Here is an 18,281-nt window from a genome sequence, read left to right on the forward strand (position 1 = left end):
AAGGGCCATGGGCATCGTGAACGAGTTCAAGCAGTTTGTGGCGCGCGGCAACGTGGTCGACATGGCCGTGGGTGTCATCATCGGGCTGGCGTTCGGCCAGATCGTGTCCTCACTGGTTTCCGATGTAGTGATGCCACCCATCGGCCTGCTGATCGGCGGGGTCGACTTTGGAGAACTCGCGATCGTGCTGCGCGAGGCGGAGAACGGCGTGGCGGCGGTCACGATCAATTACGGACTGTTCATCAAGCGCGTGGTGGACTTCCTGATTATCGCCGTGGTGGTATTCGCCGCCATCAAGGGGATCGCCCGCCTGCAGCGCAAGGAAGAGGCCAAGCCGGAAGAACCCGCGGCACCCAGCAACGAAGAGAAACTGTTGACGGAGATCCGCGACCTGTTGAAGGTGCGGCAAGGTGACTGGGGGACACGCTGAGGAACCGGTACGGCCAGACGGCGTCTCAGCAAGGGCATCGAACAGGGAGACGAGTTTGGACAACGCCATCGAAGTGGAAGGCCTGGTGCGCGACTTTGGCGGCACGCGGGCCGTGGACGGCGTGGATCTGCGGGTGCCGGCCGGCCACGTACTGGGCCTGCTGGGGCCAAACGGCGCCGGCAAGACAACCGTGGTGCGTATGCTCGCCACCCTGCTGACGCCCACCGCCGGGGTCGCCCGTGTAGGCGGCTTCGATGTGGCTCGCGACGGCGCTAGGGTGCGCGAGATCATCGGCCTGACCGGCCAGTACGCCTCGGTGGACGAGAAGCTGACCGGACGGGAGAACCTGATCCTGATCGGCCGCCTGCTGGGCCTGAAACGCCGTGACGCCAGGGCCCGCGCTGACGAGTTGTTGCAGGATTTCGACCTGCGCGAGGCCGGTCAGCGCCCGGCCCAGACCTACTCCGGCGGGATGCGGCGCCGGCTGGATCTGGCCGCCAGCCTGGTCGGGCGCCCGCGCATCCTGTTCCTCGACGAGCCCTCCACTGGCCTCGACCCGCGGGCCCGCCGCGACCTGTGGGAGCGTGTCCGCCAACTGCAGACTGACGGCACAACCGTGCTGCTGACCACCCAGTACCTGGAGGAAGCCGACGCCTTGGCCGATGCCATCGTAGTACTGGACCACGGACGCGTGATCGCCGAAGGCACCGCCGCACAGCTGAAGGCCCGGGTCGGCGGACGCTCGCTGTTCCTGATGGTGGCTCGCGCGGAACAGGCCGCGGCGGCCGGCGAGCGGGTCGCCGCGATGGTGGGCACCCCGCCCCGTGTGGAGGGCGAAACGATCAGCGTACCGGTGTCGGACCCGGCCCTGCTGCCCGCATTGCTGCGAGAGCTGGACGCCGCCGGCATCGAGGTCGCGGAGCTAGGGCTGCGCGGCGCCAGTCTGGATGATGTGTTCCTGTCCCTGACCGGGCGCAGCGGGGCCAGCCGCGAAGAGCCGGGCAACGCGGAGGCCACGCCATGAAGGCCCTCGATCAGACCCTGGCGCTGGCCTGGCGCAGCCTGGTGCAGGTGCGGCGCAACCCCTGGGAGCTGGGCGACTACAGCATCCAGCCGATCCTGTTTCTGGTGCTGTTCCTGTTCGTATTCGGCGGGGCAATTGCCGGCTCGCCAGAGAACTACCTGGCGTTCGTGCTGCCGGGTGTCATCGTAATGAACATGCTGTTCGTTACCGTGTACGTGGGCCACGGCCTGAACACCGACCTGACCCGCGGCGTGTTCGACCGCTTTCGCGCCCTGCCCATCCCGCGCTGGGCGCCGCTGGCCGGGCGCATCCTGGCGGACGTGGTCAAGCAGCTGCTGTGCATTGCCCTGTTGCTGGTCGTCGGATTCCTGCTGGGCTTTCGCCTCGAGACTTCGTGGGCCCATCTACTGGCGATGGTGGCGCTGGTGCTGACCTTTGCCGTGGCCTTTTCCTGGGTGATGGTGCTGGTCGGCGTCATCGCACGCGACCCGGAGCACGTGCAGCTGTTCGGCTTTACCGCGCTGTTCCCGGTCACCTTCGTCAGCTCGGCCTTCGTGCCGGTGGATACGATGCCCGTGTGGCTGCAGGGCTTCGTGCAGGCCAACCCGGTGTCGCTGCTGGCAGATGCCGCCCGCGGCCTGATGAACGCCGAGGGTCCGGCCCTTGAACCGGCCTTGTGGTCGCTCGCCTGGGCGCTGGCGATCGCGCTGGTCTTCGCACCGCTGTCGGTCTACGCGCTCAACCGCCGCCTCGCCCGCGGCTAGGGAAACCTGGGGCACCCCCGTACGCAGGAGACCATTGAATCGTATTTACCAGGGTCTCGCGGGTCGGGGGTACCGCCAGCGGCCGTTTCATCCGACCAAGCCGCCCGAGCCCCTTGGTGCAGGGCCGCACCGAGCGGCGTGGTCAGAACAGTTCGATCTCGCCCACGTCAATCCTGGAGGGCTTAATCATGCCTTCGGCGACCAGGCGGTCGTACATACAGACCCGGTTCTTGCCGTTTGCCTTGGCGTAATACAAGGCCTGATCGGCCTCGTCCAGTACGGCGCTGGCCGTCTTGTATGGGCGCAACTGGGTCACGCCGATGCTCGTTGTGACCCGGCCGACTCGCGGCACTACATAATCGGCAACCGCGTGCTGCAGCCGTTCGAAGGTGGCGGCGGCCCGGTCGGCACCGGCGATCTCGGCCAGCACCACGAACTCCTCCCCACCAAAACGATAGATCAGGTCGTTTTCGCGAAAGCTCTTCTGCAACAGCCGCGCGAGCAGAATTAGTACCTCGTCGCCATACACGTGACCGAAACCGTCGTTGATCTTCTTGAAGTCGTCGACATCGATCACACCCAGCCAGATCTGCGTTTCTTCCGGATCGGGCTCCCGGCGACGATCCTCCGCCAGCCCCGGCCGGTGGACACTACGTTCCAGGGTCGCGAGATCGCGAAAATTGTCGTCGAACGTCTTGCGGTTGAGCAGACCGGTCAGCTCATCGGTCTGGGCGTCATCAATCAGCTTGACGAAGTTGCGATACACCGAAAGGAAGCTCTTGACCAGGCGGGCATCCAGGGACTCGTCAGCATCGTCGTCATCGAATGAAAACACCAGGCAGATACTGAACTCGTTGAGCCCGGACATCGGAAAGACCGAGACCCGACGACCGGACACATCGGCCTCGGCAACCGGCTGACCGGTTGCCAACGCCTGCTCCAGCAACCCATCAGGGACCGGCTGGTCCTTGGGGTCGAACGGCACCGTCATCACGGCATCGTGCTTGCGATCAAAGGTATGCAGGCTGCGGGGCTGGCCTTCTGCATCGAGCTGAATCGCCCATATACGGGCACTTTCGTAGATGTCGTCCAGCGTCTTGAGCAGACTATATTCCAAGCGCTGGGCATTGCGTATGCCCGTCAGGTGGGCCAGCCCATCAAGCAGATCTCGACCGCTGGTCATGGCATTGATCTCGTCTCGTCGAAGGGGCCGCCACCGTCCCCGGTCGATCATCCGGGGCCGCCAACGGGGCGAAATCATCTCTACGCAGGGTGCCTTTCGGCATCACGCGGATGTCGGACCCTACCCCGCCTGCAAGGTTTCCCTGCGGGGCAACGCCAAACATTGGAGTTTTATGGTAATAGAAAACGGCGGAGTTCGAATGAACGGCGCCGATCCATACGGATAGAGACGCCATCCACCAGGAAGGCAATGATCAATCCACGCAGATTGGCGGCCATGTCAACGCCCCTTTGCAGGACAAAAAAATCGCCGCATCCCTGCGGCGACAAGACATGACCCGTGTGGGGTCGGCGGGAACCCAGGAAGACGCTGGTCAGCGTTTTCCTAGTAGACGGGGACCAGTGCGTAGCCCTGATTCTGGTACCCCATGACGGCGATGAAGCCACTACGGACCGGCTGGATCGGGTCCAGCACCTTGTCGTTGTCCACCCCGTAGGCACGGGTCGCGGCGGCGCAGACCTCCATCTTCACGCCCAGCTCATCGAGGCGGTCGACGGCCTTCGCGATCTCTTCCAGGGTGTCGCCGTGGTCGATGGCGATCTCCGGCTCGGGATCCGTGGTGATGAACTTGACGGCCTCGGCGATGAAGACCATGCGCAGATCGGGCTCCACACCCTCCTTGATCAGGTTCTCGTGGTTGGTGGCGATGCCACGCAAATAGGCGAGCATCACATTCGGGTCGGACTTGCGCATGTCGTAGACCGCCCGCATGGTCTCGATGCCCTGGGTCGCCTCGCGGTTGTCCAGGCCCTCGGCGGCCGCCGTCGAGCCCAGCCCGAGCGGCAGCAGCAGGGCCACCAGCAGGATCACTATTCGGTTTCGCATGGATACTCCTCCTTTCGTGGTTTAGGTCCGGATCTCTTGTGCCCGGACTCGGTGCCTGAATCAATCGGACTCAGTAGATCGGGATGACCGCGTAACCCTGCGCCTGATAGCCGGTCAGGGAGACGAAGGTGTTGCGCACCGGTTCGATGCCGGGCAGCAGCTCGCCATGTTCGACCCCGAACAGGCGGGTGGCCACGGCACAGGACTCCATGTGAACACCCTTCTCCTTCAGCGCAGCCACGTGCTCCTCGATGGCGTCGAGATGGTCAAACTCGGTCAGATCGAAGCGTTCTCGGTCCTCGGACACCATGGTCACGGCCCGCCCGCGAAACGCCAGAATCATGTCCGGCTCGACGCCTTGATCGGTCAGGTCTTCAAAGGTCTCGCGAATCACCATCAGGTACAGCGCCAGCATCTCCGGATCATTGTTATTCAGGTCGAACACCACCCGACCCTGCTCAACACCCTCCAGGGCCCGGGCATCGGTGGGAGCATCGGCCTGGACGCTCAAGGCAGACAGGGACAGGGCAAACAGCAGGAACAAGGAAGCGACGATTTTCATAGGGGACTCTCCTTAGGGGTGGAAGCGGGGTACGGGTTGTCCGGGGGGGGCATGACGATGGCGCGCCAGGCGGCCTCCTGGGTCTCGGACAGGTAGTGCGGCAGGGGTCTCTCCAGAGCCCCGTCGAGGTGTAAATGCAGCAGGCGGATTGCGCCACCGAACGCGGCGGTGGCGGCTACGGGCACCTCCATCGGGCGAACGTCGCCGCTCTGAATGCCCTGCTCGATGCACTCGCGCATCCGCTGGAACGGTTGCGAAGAACACACCGGCGGCTCGTCCGGGAGAAACTCGCGGTGGCGCGCCTCCAGCACGAAACGCATGGCCTGGGGGGCCTCGATCGCGGCCTCGAACAGGAACGCGATGATTCCGTCGCAGCGCGCACGGCAGTCACTCTCGCGCCCCATCACTTCGGCCAGGCCGGCGTCCATGCGCTGCAGCAGGTCGTCGTACAGCGCCTTGGCCAGCGCCTCCTTGTTGCCGAAGTGGTGATAGATCGAGCCAATGGAGACCCCGGCCTGGCGACGGATGTCATGGATGGAGGTATTGAAATAGCCATCGCGACTGAACCGCTCCAAGGCGGTATCCAGCACGAGCTTGCGCAGTGCGGCACCGCGCACCGATTGCTTTGGGTTTTCCGTCATCACCACAACCGAACCGAACGTTCGTTCTAATCTAGCGCGAACATATGCGAAACGCCATACGCCGGCCACGAGACATCGCGGAAAAACGATCGAGCCCATGCGCTGCACAGGCCCGATCAATACCCTGGAGGGGGGCGGGCCGCGGATGGGCGGCCCGGGTTATGGATGAAGATTGCTTCGCTGCGCTCGCAATGACCGGGTCACCGCACCCGGATTCCGGTTCAGAAGTCCTCGAACTCCATGGTGCGGAAGACGCGTCCGGCGTTCTGGCGGTGCAGCTCGCCGTAGGTGTCCAGGTGGCGGTAGGCGGACTGGTCGATGTTGTAGGCATCGTTCAGCGTGCCGCCCTCGTCGAGGATGCGCTGGACCTCCTCGCGCAGATGCACGAGGTAGTCGTGGGTGTAGCGGCGCAGCACGTCGAAGTCATTCACCGGCTCGCCGTGGCCCGGGATGATGTAGTCGGCATCCAGGGCCTCCAGTTCGTGCCAGGTCTCGATCCAGCCGGCGGTATCGGTGTAGTCGAAGATCGGTAGCATGCGCTGATGAAAGGCCAGGTCGCCGGTAATGAGCGCCTTGCGCGCGGGCGCCCAGATGGCGATATCGCCCGGTGCATGGCCCGGTCCGAGGTAGCGGATCTGGATGGTCTCGCCACCCATGTCCAGGTCGAGGCGGGTGGCGAAGGTCACATCCGGCGTACCCAGCTCGGTCATGAACGCCTTGTCGCGGGTACGATTGGCCGCGCCCTCCAGGCTGGCCTGGCCGTTGGCCTCGATCTCGCGCCAGGCATCCTTGTGGGCGATCACCGTGGCGCCCTGCTCCTGCCAGTAGGTCATGCCGAGCATGGCATGGCCCTGGGCGTTTTCCAGCACCACGTATTTCACTGGCTGGTCGGTGAGCTTCCGGATCTCCTCATGCAGTGATTTCGCCAGCAGGTAGTTGTCGCCGGCGTTCATCACCACCACACCGTCCTCGGTGATGATGAACGACAGGTTGTTGTTGTGGCCGGAGTTCTCGTAGGTGGAGGGCTGGGTCGCGCCGATCGCGGACCAAACGCCATCGGTCACCTCCTGCGGCCGGTCATAAAGGAACGAGTCGCGTGCCTTGTCCAGCACGTACAGTGGCAGGCCCGCGTCCTGCCACTCGAAGAAGCCGCCGGGGTAGTTCTGCACGTTGGTGTAGCCCATCTGCTGCAGGGTCTGCGCGGCGGCCACGCTACGCAGGTTCTGGCCGCAATAGACGACGATCGGGGTGTCCTTGTCCGGGATCTCGCCGGGCACCTCGAACTCGATCCAGCCACGCGGGATATTGAGCGTCTCGCTGGACCGGATCTGCCCGCCGGTGTGCTCGATCTCGGTGCGGGTGCGCACGTCGATCACGACATGGTCCGGCTCGCTGGCGATCCACTCCTGCAGGCCCTCCTTGTCGATGTTGGTGATCTCGGCGTTGGCGGCCTCTAGCAGCGTGTCGCCCGTCAGTTCTTCGGCCTGCGCGGTACTACCTGCCGCGGCAAGGACCAGTCCCAGCCAGATCGCTCGCATCGTGATTCTCCTTTTTGCGTCCATCGCTCCACCATAGCCCCCTGTTCCGCCGCCGGCCAGGCCTCCGTTTGAGCCACCCCGTACAGTGTCTATATTCAGGGTAAAGGCACACGGCCCAGCAGCCGAAGGAACCCCCAATGAGCAATCACATGGCGGATGTCACCATCCACATCGACGAAAACACCGACCACGCGGCCCGCGAGCGCATACAGGACACCCTGCGTGAACTCCCCGGCGTCATGGCCGCCTCCAGTCACGACGAACGGCCCCACCTGATGGTGGTGGAGTACGATCCGGAACGGGTCGACAGCCGCAAGCTGCTGGACACGGTAACCGCCACCGGTGTCCACGCCGAACTGATCGGCCTGTAACCTGACCTCACACGGGCGTCACCGGCTATTTGTAGCCCGTGGCGCCCGGCTGAGCGGCTCAAGAGGCATGCCGAAACGGGACAACCCGCAATCGGTCTGTCACCATATTGTCCATGGGGAAATGGGCCAGTATCCAGCACGACGACACGCACTGCGCTGACGGGGGAAACCATCGCGGCGCCCGGGCCGTTCGGCCGGATACCTGGCAGGTCCTTCTGGGCATTGGCCTCCTGCTGACCGCAACCTATGTCGCCCTGCCCTATGGCCTGCTGGCCAGCAGTCTCTACGTGCTGGGCACCACAAGCGCTGCCCTCGCTGTCGGCATCGCCGCACTGCGCCGGCCGAGGCCATTCGCCGCGACCGCCTGGGGCCTGATCGCCACCGCACTGACGCTGGCGGCCATCGGCCACGGCATCTGGTACTGGCTCGACCTGCAGGGCCTGGAACCCTTCCCCTCAGCCGCGGATATCTTCTACCTGTCGGTATACCCGCTGTTCGCCATCGCGCTGTGGCAACTGGGAAGCCAGACCGCACGCGACGACGGCGCGTTTGTGGATGCCCTGATCGTGGGCATTTCGGCCGCGGTGCTCGGGTGGGCCCTGCTGATCGCACCCTACACCTACGACCCCGACCTGACCTGGCTGCAACTGCTGGTATCCACGGGCTATCCGGTCGCGGACCTGATCCTGCTGCCCCTGGTCCTGCGCCTGGTGTTCCTCCACCGAACCGGCATCACGGCCCACAGCTTCCTCCTCCTGGGGATGCTCGCCTATCTGACGGCCGACCTGCTCTACGCCCACGGCAACTCCACCGGCTGGTACACCGCGGGCGGACTGACCGATGCCTTCTGGTTGATTGCCTATTCCCTGATCGTGGCGGCGGCATGGCATCCTTCCGCCAAGACCGAACCGCGCGCACACACCTCGCACGCCGAACTCTCCGGCCGGCGTCTGCTCGTGCTGGGCGCCGCGTCCGTCCTGGTGCCGATGGTGATCCTGTTCACGGCGGGCAGCGAGATGGAGATCATTCGCGTTGCGGCGATCGCCTCCATCCTGCTGTTCCTGCTGGTGTTGTACCGCATGGCTGGATTGCTGCGCGAGACCCAGCACCAGGCCAAGCGCCTGGAGAACCTCTCGCGTACCGACCCGCTGACCGGGGCCGGCAATCGTCGCCACCTGGAAGAACAGTTAACCCGCGAGATCGCCCGCGCCGAACGCACCCAGGGCCCGCTCAACCTCGCATTCCTGGATATTGACCACTTCAAGCGCTTCAACGATTCCCACGGCCATGCAGCCGGCGATGCCCTGCTGCAGGAAATGGTGGATGCCTGGCGCCCCATCCTGCGGCCCACGGACCTGCTGGCACGTTTTGGCGGCGAGGAGTTCGTGGTGGTATTCCCGCACATTGATGCGCAGCAGGCCCGCCGCGTGCTGGAACGCCTGCGCAGCGCGATGCCCAACGGCCAGACCTGCTCGGCCGGGATCGCCAGCTTCCACCCCGGCGACACCATGGACTCGCTGCTGGGACGCGCCGACCAGGCCCTGTACGCCGCGAAGGACGGCGGACGTGACCGCATCATCATCGCCCCCGCCGAACCCATACCCGTTGCAGGCATGCCCGTGTTGTAGGGACCGGAATCCCCGACTGCGAACACAATCCTGACACCCCGCAGGAGACCCGTGGAGCAATATCAAGCTCTCGCGCGTCTATTCCCGAGCCCCTTCACCAAGGTTTCCATGACACACCGCATTCTCGTACGCCTGTTTGCCCTCGCGGCCCTGCTGATGATGCCGTTCGCCGCACCGGCGCAGGAGGCGAACGGCCCGACGGGCGCAGTCGACGCCGCCGCTTCGATCGAGGCCGGCGGGGCCGAGATCCCGGTGGAACGCTATCGCGCCGATGGCGACGCCGTGCTTTTGTGGTTTCCTTCCGAACACGGCCTGCAGGACGGCCATCGACAACAGGCGCTGGCGCTGCAGGCGGCCGGGGTCGAGACCTGGCTGGTCGATCCGTTCACCGGCCACTTCCTGCCCGAGGCGGCATCCAGCTTCGACGACATGCCCACCGCCACGGTGACGGACCTGATCGAGGCAACCCACACCGATACCGGACGACCGGTCTATGCCTTCGGGCATGACCGTGCCCTGCCCTGGCTGCTCACCGGCCTGTACCAGTGGCAACAAGCCCACCCCGAGGCCGACTACCTGGCCGGACTGCTGATGACCAGCCCCTTTCTGCATACCGGGGTGGATACCGATGAGGCCGAACTACAACCCATCGTCCGGCTGACTAATCTGCCGGTGTACATCCTGCAACCGGCCCAGTCGCCCCAGCGCCAGCATCTCGGGCGGATTCGCAGCGGGCTGACCGAGGGCAGTAGCGCGGTGGGTGCGCGGCTGCTTCCCGGGATCCGCGACCGCTTCTTCTTCCGCCCCGATGCGACCGAAGCCGAGCGGCTCGCCAGCGAGACCTTCCACCGCGAGATGATCTTCGCCATGGACCTGCTGACGCGGCTGCCTCACCAACGGACGCCCGCCGTGGCCGAAGCGGACACGGACCTGACGGTACGCACCCCAAGCGGCACCGACGCACAGCTCAACGCCCTGGATGAACCCGTGGCGGCCCCGCCGCTGGAGCGGCCCGACCTGGCGGGGGATATACATCGACTGGAGGACTATCGCGGCGAGGTGGTGCTGATCAATTTCTGGGCCAGCTGGTGCCCGCCCTGCGTGCACGAGATGCCGTCCATGCAACTGCTGGAGGACGAACTGCGCGACGAAGGCTTTCGCATCCTGGCGGTGAACCTGGGAGAGGACAAGGACACTATCCGCCGCTTCATCGAGGACGAGGTGCAGACCGAGTTCACCATCCTCCTCGATCCGGAACAGGACTCCCTCGACGACTGGCGCGCGATGGCCTACCCCACCAGCTACGTCGTCGACCGCAAGGGCCGCCTGCGCTACTACCTGTTCGGCGCCATCGAATGGACCGAACCCGGCGTGATCGACCAGATCCGCGACCTGCTGGACGACGACGCATAGCGGCCCGGAAAGGGCGCGGCGCCGCGCGGGGTGTGCTAAAGATCCGCCAGGATGGCGCGCAGACGCTCCTCGTAGGCCGCTTCGGTAATCAGCCCCCGGTCGTGCAAGCGATCCAGCTCTTCCAGTCGCGCCTCGACCGAACGGCCGTCGGAGTCTTCATCGCGTCCCTGATCCGCCTGTTCGCCTCCGCGGATCAACTCCACGGCATTCACTTGCGCGAACAGTTCGTCCACTAGGGAAACACTGATCAATGTACACGTTCGCGCATCTCGGGCTGAAATCCAGCCATGTGGATCTCGGGGTTGTCGAGCACGCAGACCAGGCTGACATCCACCGCATCCAGCGGCTCGATCGACTGGGTGATGGAACACCCGGTGGCCACCAGCGCAATGCCGGCCACCCAAAACGTACGCATCCCTCGCAACACAAACACCTTCCTTCCTCTGGACGCAATCCTGTGCGCACCTGCCCCGCGCGAGCGAGCGCGCACCCTACCAGACCTGCACGCCCCCCCGAATATCAAGGCGTCCGTACATCATCGGTCACCCCCACCAGATGGATCGCGCGCCCCCTTGTGCAGGACGTTACCGGGTCAGGAAATGCCCACGCGGGCAGGCGTTATTTCGCGCAATCGCCGCAGTTCGAGTCTACGTTCGAGGTATGAGAGACATAGCGGAGCCTCCCCCATGAAAGCACCCTTTACCGCACCAAAAGTGCGATCAAACCTGCTCGCAGCGGCGGTCCTGTTCCTGAGCGTTCCGGCATTCGCGGAAACAGAGGTCGGCATCACCACCGACATGGCCGAGTTCGAGGTGCGCCACGGCGACGAACTGGTAACGGTGACCCGCGACCAGGACACCTTCGCGACCATCGACCTCGACTATGCACAGGTCGCGCGGCCCTGCCCACCGTTCTGTATCCAGCCGATGAGCCTTGGGCCCGGCGTCGAGACCCTGGGCGAGCTGGAGTTCATCGACTACCTCCAGCAGACCACGGAGCACGACGACCTGGTGATCATCGATTCGCGCACCCCGCGCGAATACCGCCGCGGCACCATCCCCGGCGCCGTCAACATCCCCTGGGACCGCCTGCACTTTGCCTCCGGCGCGAACCCGGACGACGTGCGCAACGTGCTGACCGAAGACTTCGGCGCAATCTTCGACGGCGACTTCTACGACTTCAGCCGGGCGAAGACCCTGGTGCTGTTCTGCAACGGCCCCTGGTGCGGCCAGTCACCCACCAACATCCGCACCCTGACCAACCTCGGCTACCCGGCCGAGCGCCTCAAGTGGTACCGCGGCGGCATGCAGATGTGGCACGCCTTCGGCCTGACCACGGTCGAGGGCGAGACCGACGGCTAGCCCGAGAGGACACCTGCCTCGTCGTTGCAAGCGCAGCGACGCCATCGGCCAGACCAGGGCACAGCCCCACCCGATTACTTCGCGGTGCTCGCAAGGACGGAATGGGTGGCGAATCGGCGGTGACTCCGCCAGGCAGCGAATCAGCTACTTCGGCTCCGCCATCAAGGCCTCGACCGTGGCGATGACATCGGGGTCGTCCCACTCAATGGCACTGTTGACCGAATAGCGCACGCGGCCGTCACGGTCGAGAATGAACGAACTGGGGAAGGCAAAAACGCGCCAGTCGGCAGCCACCCGTCCGTCGAAGTCCATCAGGACCGGGAAATCCACCTGCACCTCTTGCATGAAAGCCGTGATGTGCTCGGCGCTCTCCTGATAATTGACCGATACGATGGCGAAGCCCTCGCCCAGGGTCTCGGCCATGCGGTTCATCGACGGGATCTCGTGCACGCAGGGCGGGCACCAACTGGCCCAGAAATTGAGCAAAACCACCTGGCCGTCATAGTCGGACAGTGACTGTTCATCACCCAGGTGATCGGTCAGCGTGAAGTCCGCGAGCGGCCGCGGGCGATCACGCTCCACCAGCCCGCGGCCGACTTCGATCGCACGGGTGGCCTCCGGCAGCGGCGCGGCCGCCAGCGGGCGCGGGACGCTGGCCAGGAGCCGGCCCGCCTGCAGCAGTTGCGCAGGCAGGCGCTCGGCCGCGGCCTGTTCCTCCGGCTCGGGATCGGAGCGGCGCAGGTAATAGAAGTCGCGTACGTCCGGGACCATCTGCACGAACACCGCACTGCCGCCGTGGCGCAGGTCGGTCAGGATGTCGTCCAGGTGCCAGCGATAGACGCCCTGGGTGGGCTGCAGCAGGAAGACCGGCAGACTGGTGGCGCGCACCACATCGACGAACTCGGCGGGGGCACCCGCCACCGGCGTGTCGACCATCAGGTTGGGGAAGGCCAGCGCCGCACCGAGTACGTAGGCCGCTTCGGGGCCGTCCGCCTGCCACTGACGCAGGCCGCGCAGGGCGGTGATCGCCGGGCGGCCCGAGGCGACCAGCATCACCTGCTTGCCGGTCTGCGCGTGCGCTGCGCGCAGCAATGCGGCCACGCTGACGCCATCCAGGCTGCGCATGCTCTCATTGGTGCGCGGGAGGAAATGGGCATCCAGCAGATCGACCTGCCAGACCTCCACGCCCATCGCCGCCAGCTCGTGCCCGAAGCGCGCATGGTTGGTATGTTCGCCCGCCTGCGGAAGCAGCCACAGGTAGAGCCGATCGCCAGTGGCCGGGTACACGGTGACGCCCAGGTCGACGCCGGCGGGATCGGTCACTGTCAACGTGCGCGATTCAACCTCTCCGGCACCCGCCGGCGGAAGCAGCAGAAGCAGAGACAGCAGCAGGCACAGGCGCGGCAGGAATCGTATCGACACGCGGGCATCCATCAAGGGGACCGACCGCGACTATAGCGTCCCGTCATGCCCGCGGGAACGCCGCACGGAAGAGCCCCGAGGGATTGGGTCAGCGCGGGTGCGTATGCCGGAACGTGCGTAGACGGCGGGTCTTTTCCACCATGCGCCAGAGGGAACGGCAGTTGTTGTAGCGCGAGACGTGCTGCAGCGGCACCCAGAGGATGTCGTTCGACTCGTCGCTGCCGGGCACCGGCAGGCGGTCGTCGATCTCCAGCAGGAAGCGCACGTCGATGTGCTCGTGCATCGGGAAATGCGGGCTGGCCGGGATGGTGTGGATGTCGAGATCGAAGACATCCTCTTCCACCAGGCGGATCTGCTCGGGGGCGAGGCCAGTCTCTTCGTGGGTCTCGCGCAGAGCCACCTGCAGGATGTCGGCCTGGCCGTCGGCATGCCCGCCGGGCTGGAACCAGCGGTGGTGCTTGCCGTGCAGCAGCAACAGGGCCTGCTCACGGTCGGGGCTGACCACCCAGGCGGAACCGGTTACATGCGCGGGCAGGAGATCGCAGTGGAAGCAGTCCGGGTGCTCGCTGACGAACTCCAGGGCGCGGCGGACGTAGCCGGCCTCCTCGATGAAGGTCGTCTGGTGTCGGGCGAGCAGGTCCAGCAGCTGGGCGCGATGCATCTCAGGTCCCGGCGGGGTTGTGCAGCGCGTGGATCGCCGCACGCGCCGCCTCGTCCACGTCGCCTTCCCGTCCCGCGAGGGTCAAGCGACCAAAGGCGCCGACTGCGCGCACGTCGATCAGCGAAACATTGGATGCCTTCAGTGCCTGGTTCGCGGCATAAATGATGTAGCCGGCCGGTTCCGCCTCGAGGATGAACATGCTCTGTTCCGGCAGGATCATGTTCCCGCGGCGGTTCTGGCGGTTGATCAACACGGTGTGGTCCGGGGTCATCCCACGGATGGTCTCCTGCCACGGGATGCGACAGGGCTGGCGGTCCTCCTGGCTGGCACCGAGACGCTCCAGCAGCACCCGGCCGGCCTCGATCACCTCGCTCTGGCTGCGATGGTGAATCACCATGGAGCCGAATTCGCGCTCCACCACCTGCTGCGCGAGGTGCACGTTGGTCGCCTTCAGTGCGACGTCGGTCAGGCGGTGCACCGCCATCCCCGGGGACACTTCCACCCACAGGCAGGAGTCTCCCGGAACGGGCAGGAAGCCCTGGGAGACCGTAGCCATGTATTCCGCCAGCTGCGGCTGGAGGGAATCCATGTAGACGTAGGTGCGCAGCTGGATCATCGATTCGCTCTGGGCCAGGGCCCGCGGCCCATGGTTCCCGCGCGTCGCGGCCCGAACCCGCGCGGGAATTCGCGCACGCCTCATGCAAGCCGCCCCGAAATGGGCGGGCTCGCGTGCACACGCGGGAGAATTGAAGGACGTATTGTGAACGCAGCGCGCCCCAAGCTCAACGTTGAGTGCCTTCAGGGGCCGGCCTTCGGGCGGCCACACGTCCCGGGAAGACGCTCGTATAATGCAACGCCAACCCCGCAGCCACAGGGATTGTCATGCCGAAGCAGGATGCGGAACACCTCCTCGCCAGCGTGGAAGACGCCGATCTCGATCTGGCCGAGACCCTGCGCCAGCTCGTGGACTGGCTGCGCCCGGAAGACCCGCGCAATGTCGCGCCGGTGATCTCCCGTATTGAGCAGTTAACCCTCGCCCTGGGCGAGAACCCGCGCCTGCAGGACCGGCTGCGTGAGCGCCTGGAGGACGGGCTGGAGGACGCCCGGCACCTGACGCTGTACACCGGGATCGGGCTGTTCTCGCGCAAGGGTTTCTTCCGCGAGGCCGCGGAGCTGATCTACGAGCGGATCAATCCGCGCCCAATGGACCGGCGCGACCTGAAAGACGTGCTTTATCACGTGTTTCACCAGACCGATGACGCCGCCTGGGTTGCGGCCCTGCCGGACGATGCCTGGTGGCGCCTGCTGGAGGCCCTGGGCTGCCTGACCGGGGAACACCCCGGGGTCCTGCAACGGGCACGCGAGGAGATCCTCTACGCCCTGGAGATGCTGTCGATCTGGGTGGCCGCGGAAGAACTGGAACCGGAACTGCTGCGCCTGGACCCGTCGATCGCCGAGCACAACTCGGCCTTTGTCGCCCAGGAGCGCGAGATCTCCGCCTATGTGCGCGACTACCGAGCCGCGCTGGAAGACCCCGATCACGAGCGCATGGATGACCGCCATGCCCGGGTGCTACTGGAGCAGTGCAGCGAGCAGATCGCGCGCCTGCGCCAGCTAGCCATCACCCATGGCAACAGCCTGTCGCTCACCCACCTTCTGGAACGTCTGGACCAGACCCTCGGCCGCATTCACAAGCTACTGGACCTGCTGGAGCCGGACGCGGACCGCGACACGCGCGCAGCCTCGGTCGGGGTGTTCCGCGAACTCATCACCATCAGCGCCCGCCAGCACGGTGTACGCGCGCTGTGGCAGGACAACATCAAGCTGGTCTCGCGCAGCATCACCCAGCAAGTCAGCGACACCGGCGAGCACTACATCACCCAGTCGCGCAGCGAATACTTCCAGATGCTGCGCTCCGGAGCCGGCGCCGGGCTGATCATCGCGGTCATGGCCCTGATCAAGATCCAGATCGAATCCCTGGGACTGTCCCACGCGGTCAACACCCTGTGGGTGAGCCTGAACTACGGCCTCGGCTTTGTGCTGATCCACATCCTGCATTTCACCGTGGCCACCAAGCAGCCGGCAATGACCGCCGCGCGTCTGGCCGCCGCCATCGAGGAAAGCGAACGCGGCACAGCCGATCCACGAACCATGGCCGATCTCCTGATGCGGGTGGGCCGTTCGCAGTTCGCCGCAGTACTCGGCAACGTGGGCATCGCGCTGCCGACCGCCATCCTGATCGGTCTGTTTGCGGCGGGCCTGTTCAGCGCTCCAGTCCTGTCCGGTCGCGAGGTCGACTACCTGGTGGACGGGCTGCACCCGATCATGGGCCTGGCGCTATTCTTTGCCGCGATCGCCGGAGTCTGGCTGTTCGTCTCCGGCCTGATTGCGGGCTTCTTCGACAACCGCTGCGCCTACCTCGACCTGCCCGGCCGCCTGCGCGAGCATCCGCTTCTGCGCCGGTTGCTGCCGACCGGGGCGCGCCACCGCCTGGCCGACTGGATCGGTCACAACTACGGTGCACTGATCGGCAACTTCCTGTTCGGCGTGCTTCTGGGAGTGACCGGATATGTCGGCTACCTGCTGAACCTGCCACTGGACATCCAGCACGTCGCCTTTGCCTCGGCCAACCTCGGCTATGTCACCGCCAGCGAAGCGCCCGGGCTGGGCATGTTCGTCCTGTTTCTGGGGTTCGTGCTGCTGATCGGGGCGGTCAACCTGTGGGTCAGCTTCGGGCTCGCGCTGTACGTTGCGCTGCGTGCCCGTGGCGTGCGCATCGGCACCTTTGGCCGCGTCGTTCGCGCCTATGGTCGCCACCTGCGCGAACGTCCGGGCGAATTCCTGTTCCCGCCCGGCGCGCAGACCACGACCAACGGAGGCGACGACGAGTCCGATGCTCGTTAGCAGGGCCTTGCGTCTGCTGGCGCCGACACTCGCGCTAGCGCTCGCCGGCTGTGCCGGGACGGCACCCAGCCCCTCCGGTGAGGAGACCCGCACCCCGATGATCGCCTCCGAGGTGATCCACACGACGGATGGCGACCGGCTGCCGCTGCACCGCTGGGGGCCGGACACCCCCGAGCGGGTTGTGCTGGCCCTGCACGGCTTCAACGACCACGGTGGCAGCATGCAGGCGCTGGGCGAGGCGCTGGCCGGGCACGCCATTGCGGTGTATGCCTATGACCAGCGCGGCTTCGGAGCCACGCGCAACGCCGGCTACTGGTCCGGTCACCGACTGCTGGCCGAGGACGCCCGCACCGCACTCCGGCTGCTGCAAGAGCGCTACCCCGACCAGACGCCCTACCTGATCGGCAAGAGCATGGGCGGCGCTGTCGCGCTGCTGGCCATGGAGGAAACGACCGATTCCGCCACTGCATCGCCCCGGGTCGCCGGCACGGTCCTGATCGCCCCGGCGGTCTGGAGCCGTGGCGACATGCCCTGGTATCAGCGCTTCGGCCTGTGGCTCGGGGCGCGCCTGGCGCCCGGCTGGCGCCTGGACGGCGAGATGGCCGCTGACCTCGACATCCACCCCACCGATGACCCCGCGGTGCTACAACAGATGCGTGACGACCCGCTGGTGTTGCGTGATGCCCGCATCGATGCCCTGGACGGCCTGACCACCCTGATGACCCACGCGCTGGAGGCGGGCCCGACTTTGCCCCCACCGAGCCTGACGCTGTACGGAGCGCGCGACGATCTGGTGCCACCCTTGCCCCTGGCGCGCCTGCTGGAGGCCCTGAGCGCCCAGGGATCCGATGACCATCGGGCCGCGCTGTACCCCGAGGGCTATCACATGCTGACCCGGTATACCGGGGCCGAGACCACGTTCGACGACATCGCCGCCTGGCTGCGGGACCCCCAAGGAAGCCTCCCCTCGGGCCACGAACGCTCGCCCGACGCCCTGGCACAGTACCTGCGCGAAAAGCACTGACTCGGGTTTCTCTGGCCACCACCGCGCGCTGGCGCTACGGTGGACCCAGCCAACCTTCGGAGAACGCCCTATGAGCCACTCGACCCCCAACCGCCTCGACGACCTGGTTGCCCGCAGCCGCCGCGACCAGGCGGAACGGGAACAGGGCTACCGCGAGCAAGCGTTGAAGATGTATCCGTGGGTATGCGGCCGCTGCGGGCGCGAATTCACCCGCGTCAATCTGCGTGAGCTAACCGTGCACCACCGCGACCACAACCACGACAACAATCCATCCGACGGCAGCAACTGGGAGCTGCTGTGCCTGTACTGCCACGACAACGAACACCAGCGCTACACCGACGCCACTCCGGGCAGCGGGAATACGGCGAGCACCTCCTCGGCCACCCACAACCCGTTTGCCGGGCTGGCCGGGTTGCTTGACACGAACGACCGGGGCGGCGACGACTCGAAGGCGTAGAACGACTGCGGGC

20 protein-coding genes are annotated in these 18,281 nt (G+C 65.8%); 10 read left to right on the forward strand and 10 right to left on the reverse strand.

Annotated elements, in window-relative coordinates:
- Positions 1-7 precede the first annotated feature (7 nt).
- From mscL to G333_RS0110730, 3 genes are read left to right on the forward strand one after another with little or no spacing between them, the layout of a single operon-like run.
- Complete coding sequence (gene mscL, locus G333_RS0110720) at positions 8-430, forward strand: large-conductance mechanosensitive channel protein MscL (RefSeq protein WP_018937926.1); 423 nt, start codon at positions 8-10, stop codon at positions 428-430.
- Positions 431-485: 55 nt separating this feature from the next.
- On the forward strand, positions 486-1,454 hold the full coding sequence (locus G333_RS0110725) for a daunorubicin resistance protein DrrA family ABC transporter ATP-binding protein (RefSeq protein WP_018937927.1): 969 nt from the start codon (positions 486-488) through the stop codon (positions 1,452-1,454).
- Entirely contained in the window at positions 1,451-2,218 is a 768-nt protein-coding gene (locus tag G333_RS0110730) for an ABC transporter permease (RefSeq protein WP_018951276.1), read from the forward strand. The genes G333_RS0110725 and G333_RS0110730 overlap by 4 nt, the downstream gene beginning before the upstream one ends.
- Before the next feature lie 142 nt (positions 2,219-2,360).
- On the opposite strand, the gene G333_RS0110735 is transcribed toward G333_RS0110730, so the two are convergent.
- The 5 genes from G333_RS0110735 to G333_RS0110755 form a co-directional block, all read right to left on the reverse strand.
- The gene (locus tag G333_RS0110735; protein WP_018951277.1) at positions 2,361-3,401 is read right to left on the reverse strand and encodes a GGDEF domain-containing protein; all 1,041 of its coding nucleotides are present in this window, start codon (positions 3,399-3,401) and stop codon (positions 2,361-2,363) included.
- 384 nt (positions 3,402-3,785) lie between these two features.
- Positions 3,786-4,286: a DsrE family protein gene (locus tag G333_RS0110740; RefSeq protein WP_026340954.1), complete on the reverse strand. Its 501-nt coding sequence runs from the start codon at positions 4,284-4,286 to the stop codon at positions 3,786-3,788.
- A 70-nt stretch (positions 4,287-4,356) separates the two neighbouring features.
- Entirely contained in the window at positions 4,357-4,848 is a 492-nt protein-coding gene (locus G333_RS0110745) for a DsrE family protein (protein WP_019562695.1), read from the reverse strand.
- Positions 4,845-5,489, reverse strand: coding sequence for a TetR/AcrR family transcriptional regulator (locus G333_RS0110750; protein WP_019628464.1), 645 nt, complete (start codon positions 5,487-5,489; stop codon positions 4,845-4,847). Before G333_RS0110750 ends, G333_RS0110745 begins: the two co-directional genes overlap by 4 nt.
- Positions 5,490-5,710: 221 nt before the next feature.
- Positions 5,711-7,027 (reverse strand): rhodanese-like domain-containing protein, encoded by a 1,317-nt coding sequence (locus tag G333_RS0110755; protein ID WP_019628465.1) that lies wholly within the window; start codon positions 7,025-7,027, stop codon positions 5,711-5,713.
- A 137-nt stretch (positions 7,028-7,164) separates the two neighbouring features.
- On the opposite strand from G333_RS0110755, the gene G333_RS0110760 reads away from it, so the two are divergent.
- The 3 genes from G333_RS0110760 (at position 7,165) to G333_RS0110770 (ending at position 10,439) form a co-directional block, all read left to right on the forward strand.
- Positions 7,165-7,398, forward strand: coding sequence for a hypothetical protein (locus G333_RS0110760; protein ID WP_018146192.1), 234 nt, complete (start codon positions 7,165-7,167; stop codon positions 7,396-7,398).
- A 113-nt stretch (positions 7,399-7,511) separates the two neighbouring features.
- Positions 7,512-9,026, forward strand: a complete 1,515-nt coding sequence (locus G333_RS0110765) for a GGDEF domain-containing protein (protein ID WP_019628466.1) — start codon at positions 7,512-7,514, stop codon at positions 9,024-9,026.
- Between the two features lie 108 nt (positions 9,027-9,134).
- On the forward strand, positions 9,135-10,439 hold the full coding sequence (locus tag G333_RS0110770; protein WP_018937935.1) for a TlpA disulfide reductase family protein: 1,305 nt from the start codon (positions 9,135-9,137) through the stop codon (positions 10,437-10,439).
- Positions 10,440-10,474: 35 nt separating this feature from the next.
- Here G333_RS0110770 and G333_RS15280 read toward each other — a convergent pair whose 3' ends face one another.
- A complete protein-coding gene (locus tag G333_RS15280) occupies positions 10,475-10,672 on the reverse strand; it encodes an SHOCT domain-containing protein (protein WP_018951280.1) in 198 nt (65 codons plus the stop codon).
- A gap of 14 nt (positions 10,673-10,686) precedes the next feature.
- Positions 10,687-10,854: a hypothetical protein gene (locus G333_RS15285; protein ID WP_018951281.1), complete on the reverse strand. Its 168-nt coding sequence runs from the start codon at positions 10,852-10,854 to the stop codon at positions 10,687-10,689.
- Positions 10,855-11,125: 271 nt separating this feature from the next.
- Between G333_RS15285 and G333_RS0110780 the strand changes: the two genes are divergently transcribed.
- On the forward strand, positions 11,126-11,800 hold the full coding sequence (locus tag G333_RS0110780) for a rhodanese-like domain-containing protein (protein WP_019628467.1): 675 nt from the start codon (positions 11,126-11,128) through the stop codon (positions 11,798-11,800).
- Positions 11,801-11,944: 144 nt separating this feature from the next.
- Here the strand turns inward: G333_RS0110780 and G333_RS0110785 are convergent, their stop codons facing one another.
- The 3 genes from G333_RS0110785 to G333_RS0110795 form a co-directional block, all read right to left on the reverse strand.
- Complete coding sequence (locus tag G333_RS0110785; protein WP_019628468.1) at positions 11,945-13,234, reverse strand: TlpA disulfide reductase family protein; 1,290 nt, start codon at positions 13,232-13,234, stop codon at positions 11,945-11,947.
- Positions 13,235-13,310: 76 nt separating this feature from the next.
- Positions 13,311-13,883 carry an NUDIX hydrolase gene (locus G333_RS0110790; protein ID WP_018146202.1) on the reverse strand — a complete coding sequence of 191 codons (573 nt, stop codon included), beginning with the start codon at positions 13,881-13,883 and terminating at the stop codon, positions 13,311-13,313.
- Position 13,884: 1 nt separating this feature from the next.
- On the reverse strand, positions 13,885-14,499 hold the full coding sequence (locus tag G333_RS0110795) for a BMC domain-containing protein (RefSeq protein ID WP_018937938.1): 615 nt from the start codon (positions 14,497-14,499) through the stop codon (positions 13,885-13,887).
- Between the two features lie 266 nt (positions 14,500-14,765).
- On the opposite strand from G333_RS0110795, the gene G333_RS0110800 reads away from it, so the two are divergent.
- The 3 genes from G333_RS0110800 (at position 14,766) to G333_RS0110810 (ending at position 18,268) form a co-directional block, all read left to right on the forward strand.
- Positions 14,766-16,787, forward strand: a complete 2,022-nt coding sequence (locus tag G333_RS0110800) for a site-specific recombinase (protein WP_018937939.1) — start codon at positions 14,766-14,768, stop codon at positions 16,785-16,787.
- The gene (locus G333_RS0110805) at positions 16,777-17,811 is read left to right on the forward strand and encodes an alpha/beta fold hydrolase (protein ID WP_038038264.1); all 1,035 of its coding nucleotides are present in this window, start codon (positions 16,777-16,779) and stop codon (positions 17,809-17,811) included. Before G333_RS0110800 ends, G333_RS0110805 begins: the two co-directional genes overlap by 11 nt.
- A 70-nt stretch (positions 17,812-17,881) precedes the next feature.
- Positions 17,882-18,268 carry a YajD family HNH nuclease gene (locus G333_RS0110810; RefSeq protein WP_018146206.1) on the forward strand — a complete coding sequence of 129 codons (387 nt, stop codon included), beginning with the start codon at positions 17,882-17,884 and terminating at the stop codon, positions 18,266-18,268.
- Positions 18,269-18,281 lie beyond the last annotated feature (13 nt).

The sequence above is a fragment of the Thioalkalivibrio sp. AKL10 genome (assembly GCF_000381845.1).
Taxonomy (GTDB): domain Bacteria; phylum Pseudomonadota; class Gammaproteobacteria; order Ectothiorhodospirales; family Ectothiorhodospiraceae; genus Thioalkalivibrio; species Thioalkalivibrio versutus.

Coding starts and splice junctions, on each gene's coding strand:
- mscL (WP_018937926.1), top strand. CDS start 8: ATGGGCATCGTGAACGAGTTCAAGCAGTTTGTGGCGCGCGGCAACGTG.
- G333_RS0110730 (WP_018951276.1), top strand. CDS start 1,451: ATGAAGGCCCTCGATCAGACCCTGGCGCTGGCCTGGCGCAGCCTGGTG.
- G333_RS0110735 (WP_018951277.1), bottom strand. CDS start 3,401: ATGACCAGCGGTCGAGATCTGCTTGATGGGCTGGCCCACCTGACGGGC.
- G333_RS0110740 (WP_026340954.1), bottom strand. CDS start 4,286: ATGCGAAACCGAATAGTGATCCTGCTGGTGGCCCTGCTGCTGCCGCTC.
- G333_RS0110745 (WP_019562695.1), bottom strand. CDS start 4,848: ATGAAAATCGTCGCTTCCTTGTTCCTGCTGTTTGCCCTGTCCCTGTCT.
- G333_RS0110750 (WP_019628464.1), bottom strand. CDS start 5,489: ATGACGGAAAACCCAAAGCAATCGGTGCGCGGTGCCGCACTGCGCAAG.
- G333_RS0110755 (WP_019628465.1), bottom strand. CDS start 7,027: ATGCGAGCGATCTGGCTGGGACTGGTCCTTGCCGCGGCAGGTAGTACC.
- G333_RS0110760 (WP_018146192.1), top strand. CDS start 7,165: ATGAGCAATCACATGGCGGATGTCACCATCCACATCGACGAAAACACC.
- G333_RS0110765 (WP_019628466.1), top strand. CDS start 7,512: ATGGGGAAATGGGCCAGTATCCAGCACGACGACACGCACTGCGCTGAC.
- G333_RS0110770 (WP_018937935.1), top strand. CDS start 9,135: ATGACACACCGCATTCTCGTACGCCTGTTTGCCCTCGCGGCCCTGCTG.
- G333_RS15285 (WP_018951281.1), bottom strand. CDS start 10,854: ATGCGTACGTTTTGGGTGGCCGGCATTGCGCTGGTGGCCACCGGGTGT.
- G333_RS0110780 (WP_019628467.1), top strand. CDS start 11,126: ATGAAAGCACCCTTTACCGCACCAAAAGTGCGATCAAACCTGCTCGCA.
- G333_RS0110785 (WP_019628468.1), bottom strand. CDS start 13,234: ATGGATGCCCGCGTGTCGATACGATTCCTGCCGCGCCTGTGCCTGCTG.
- G333_RS0110790 (WP_018146202.1), bottom strand. CDS start 13,883: ATGCATCGCGCCCAGCTGCTGGACCTGCTCGCCCGACACCAGACGACC.
- G333_RS0110795 (WP_018937938.1), bottom strand. CDS start 14,499: ATGATCCAGCTGCGCACCTACGTCTACATGGATTCCCTCCAGCCGCAG.
- G333_RS0110800 (WP_018937939.1), top strand. CDS start 14,766: ATGCCGAAGCAGGATGCGGAACACCTCCTCGCCAGCGTGGAAGACGCC.
- G333_RS0110805 (WP_038038264.1), top strand. CDS start 16,777: ATGCTCGTTAGCAGGGCCTTGCGTCTGCTGGCGCCGACACTCGCGCTA.
- G333_RS0110810 (WP_018146206.1), top strand. CDS start 17,882: ATGAGCCACTCGACCCCCAACCGCCTCGACGACCTGGTTGCCCGCAGC.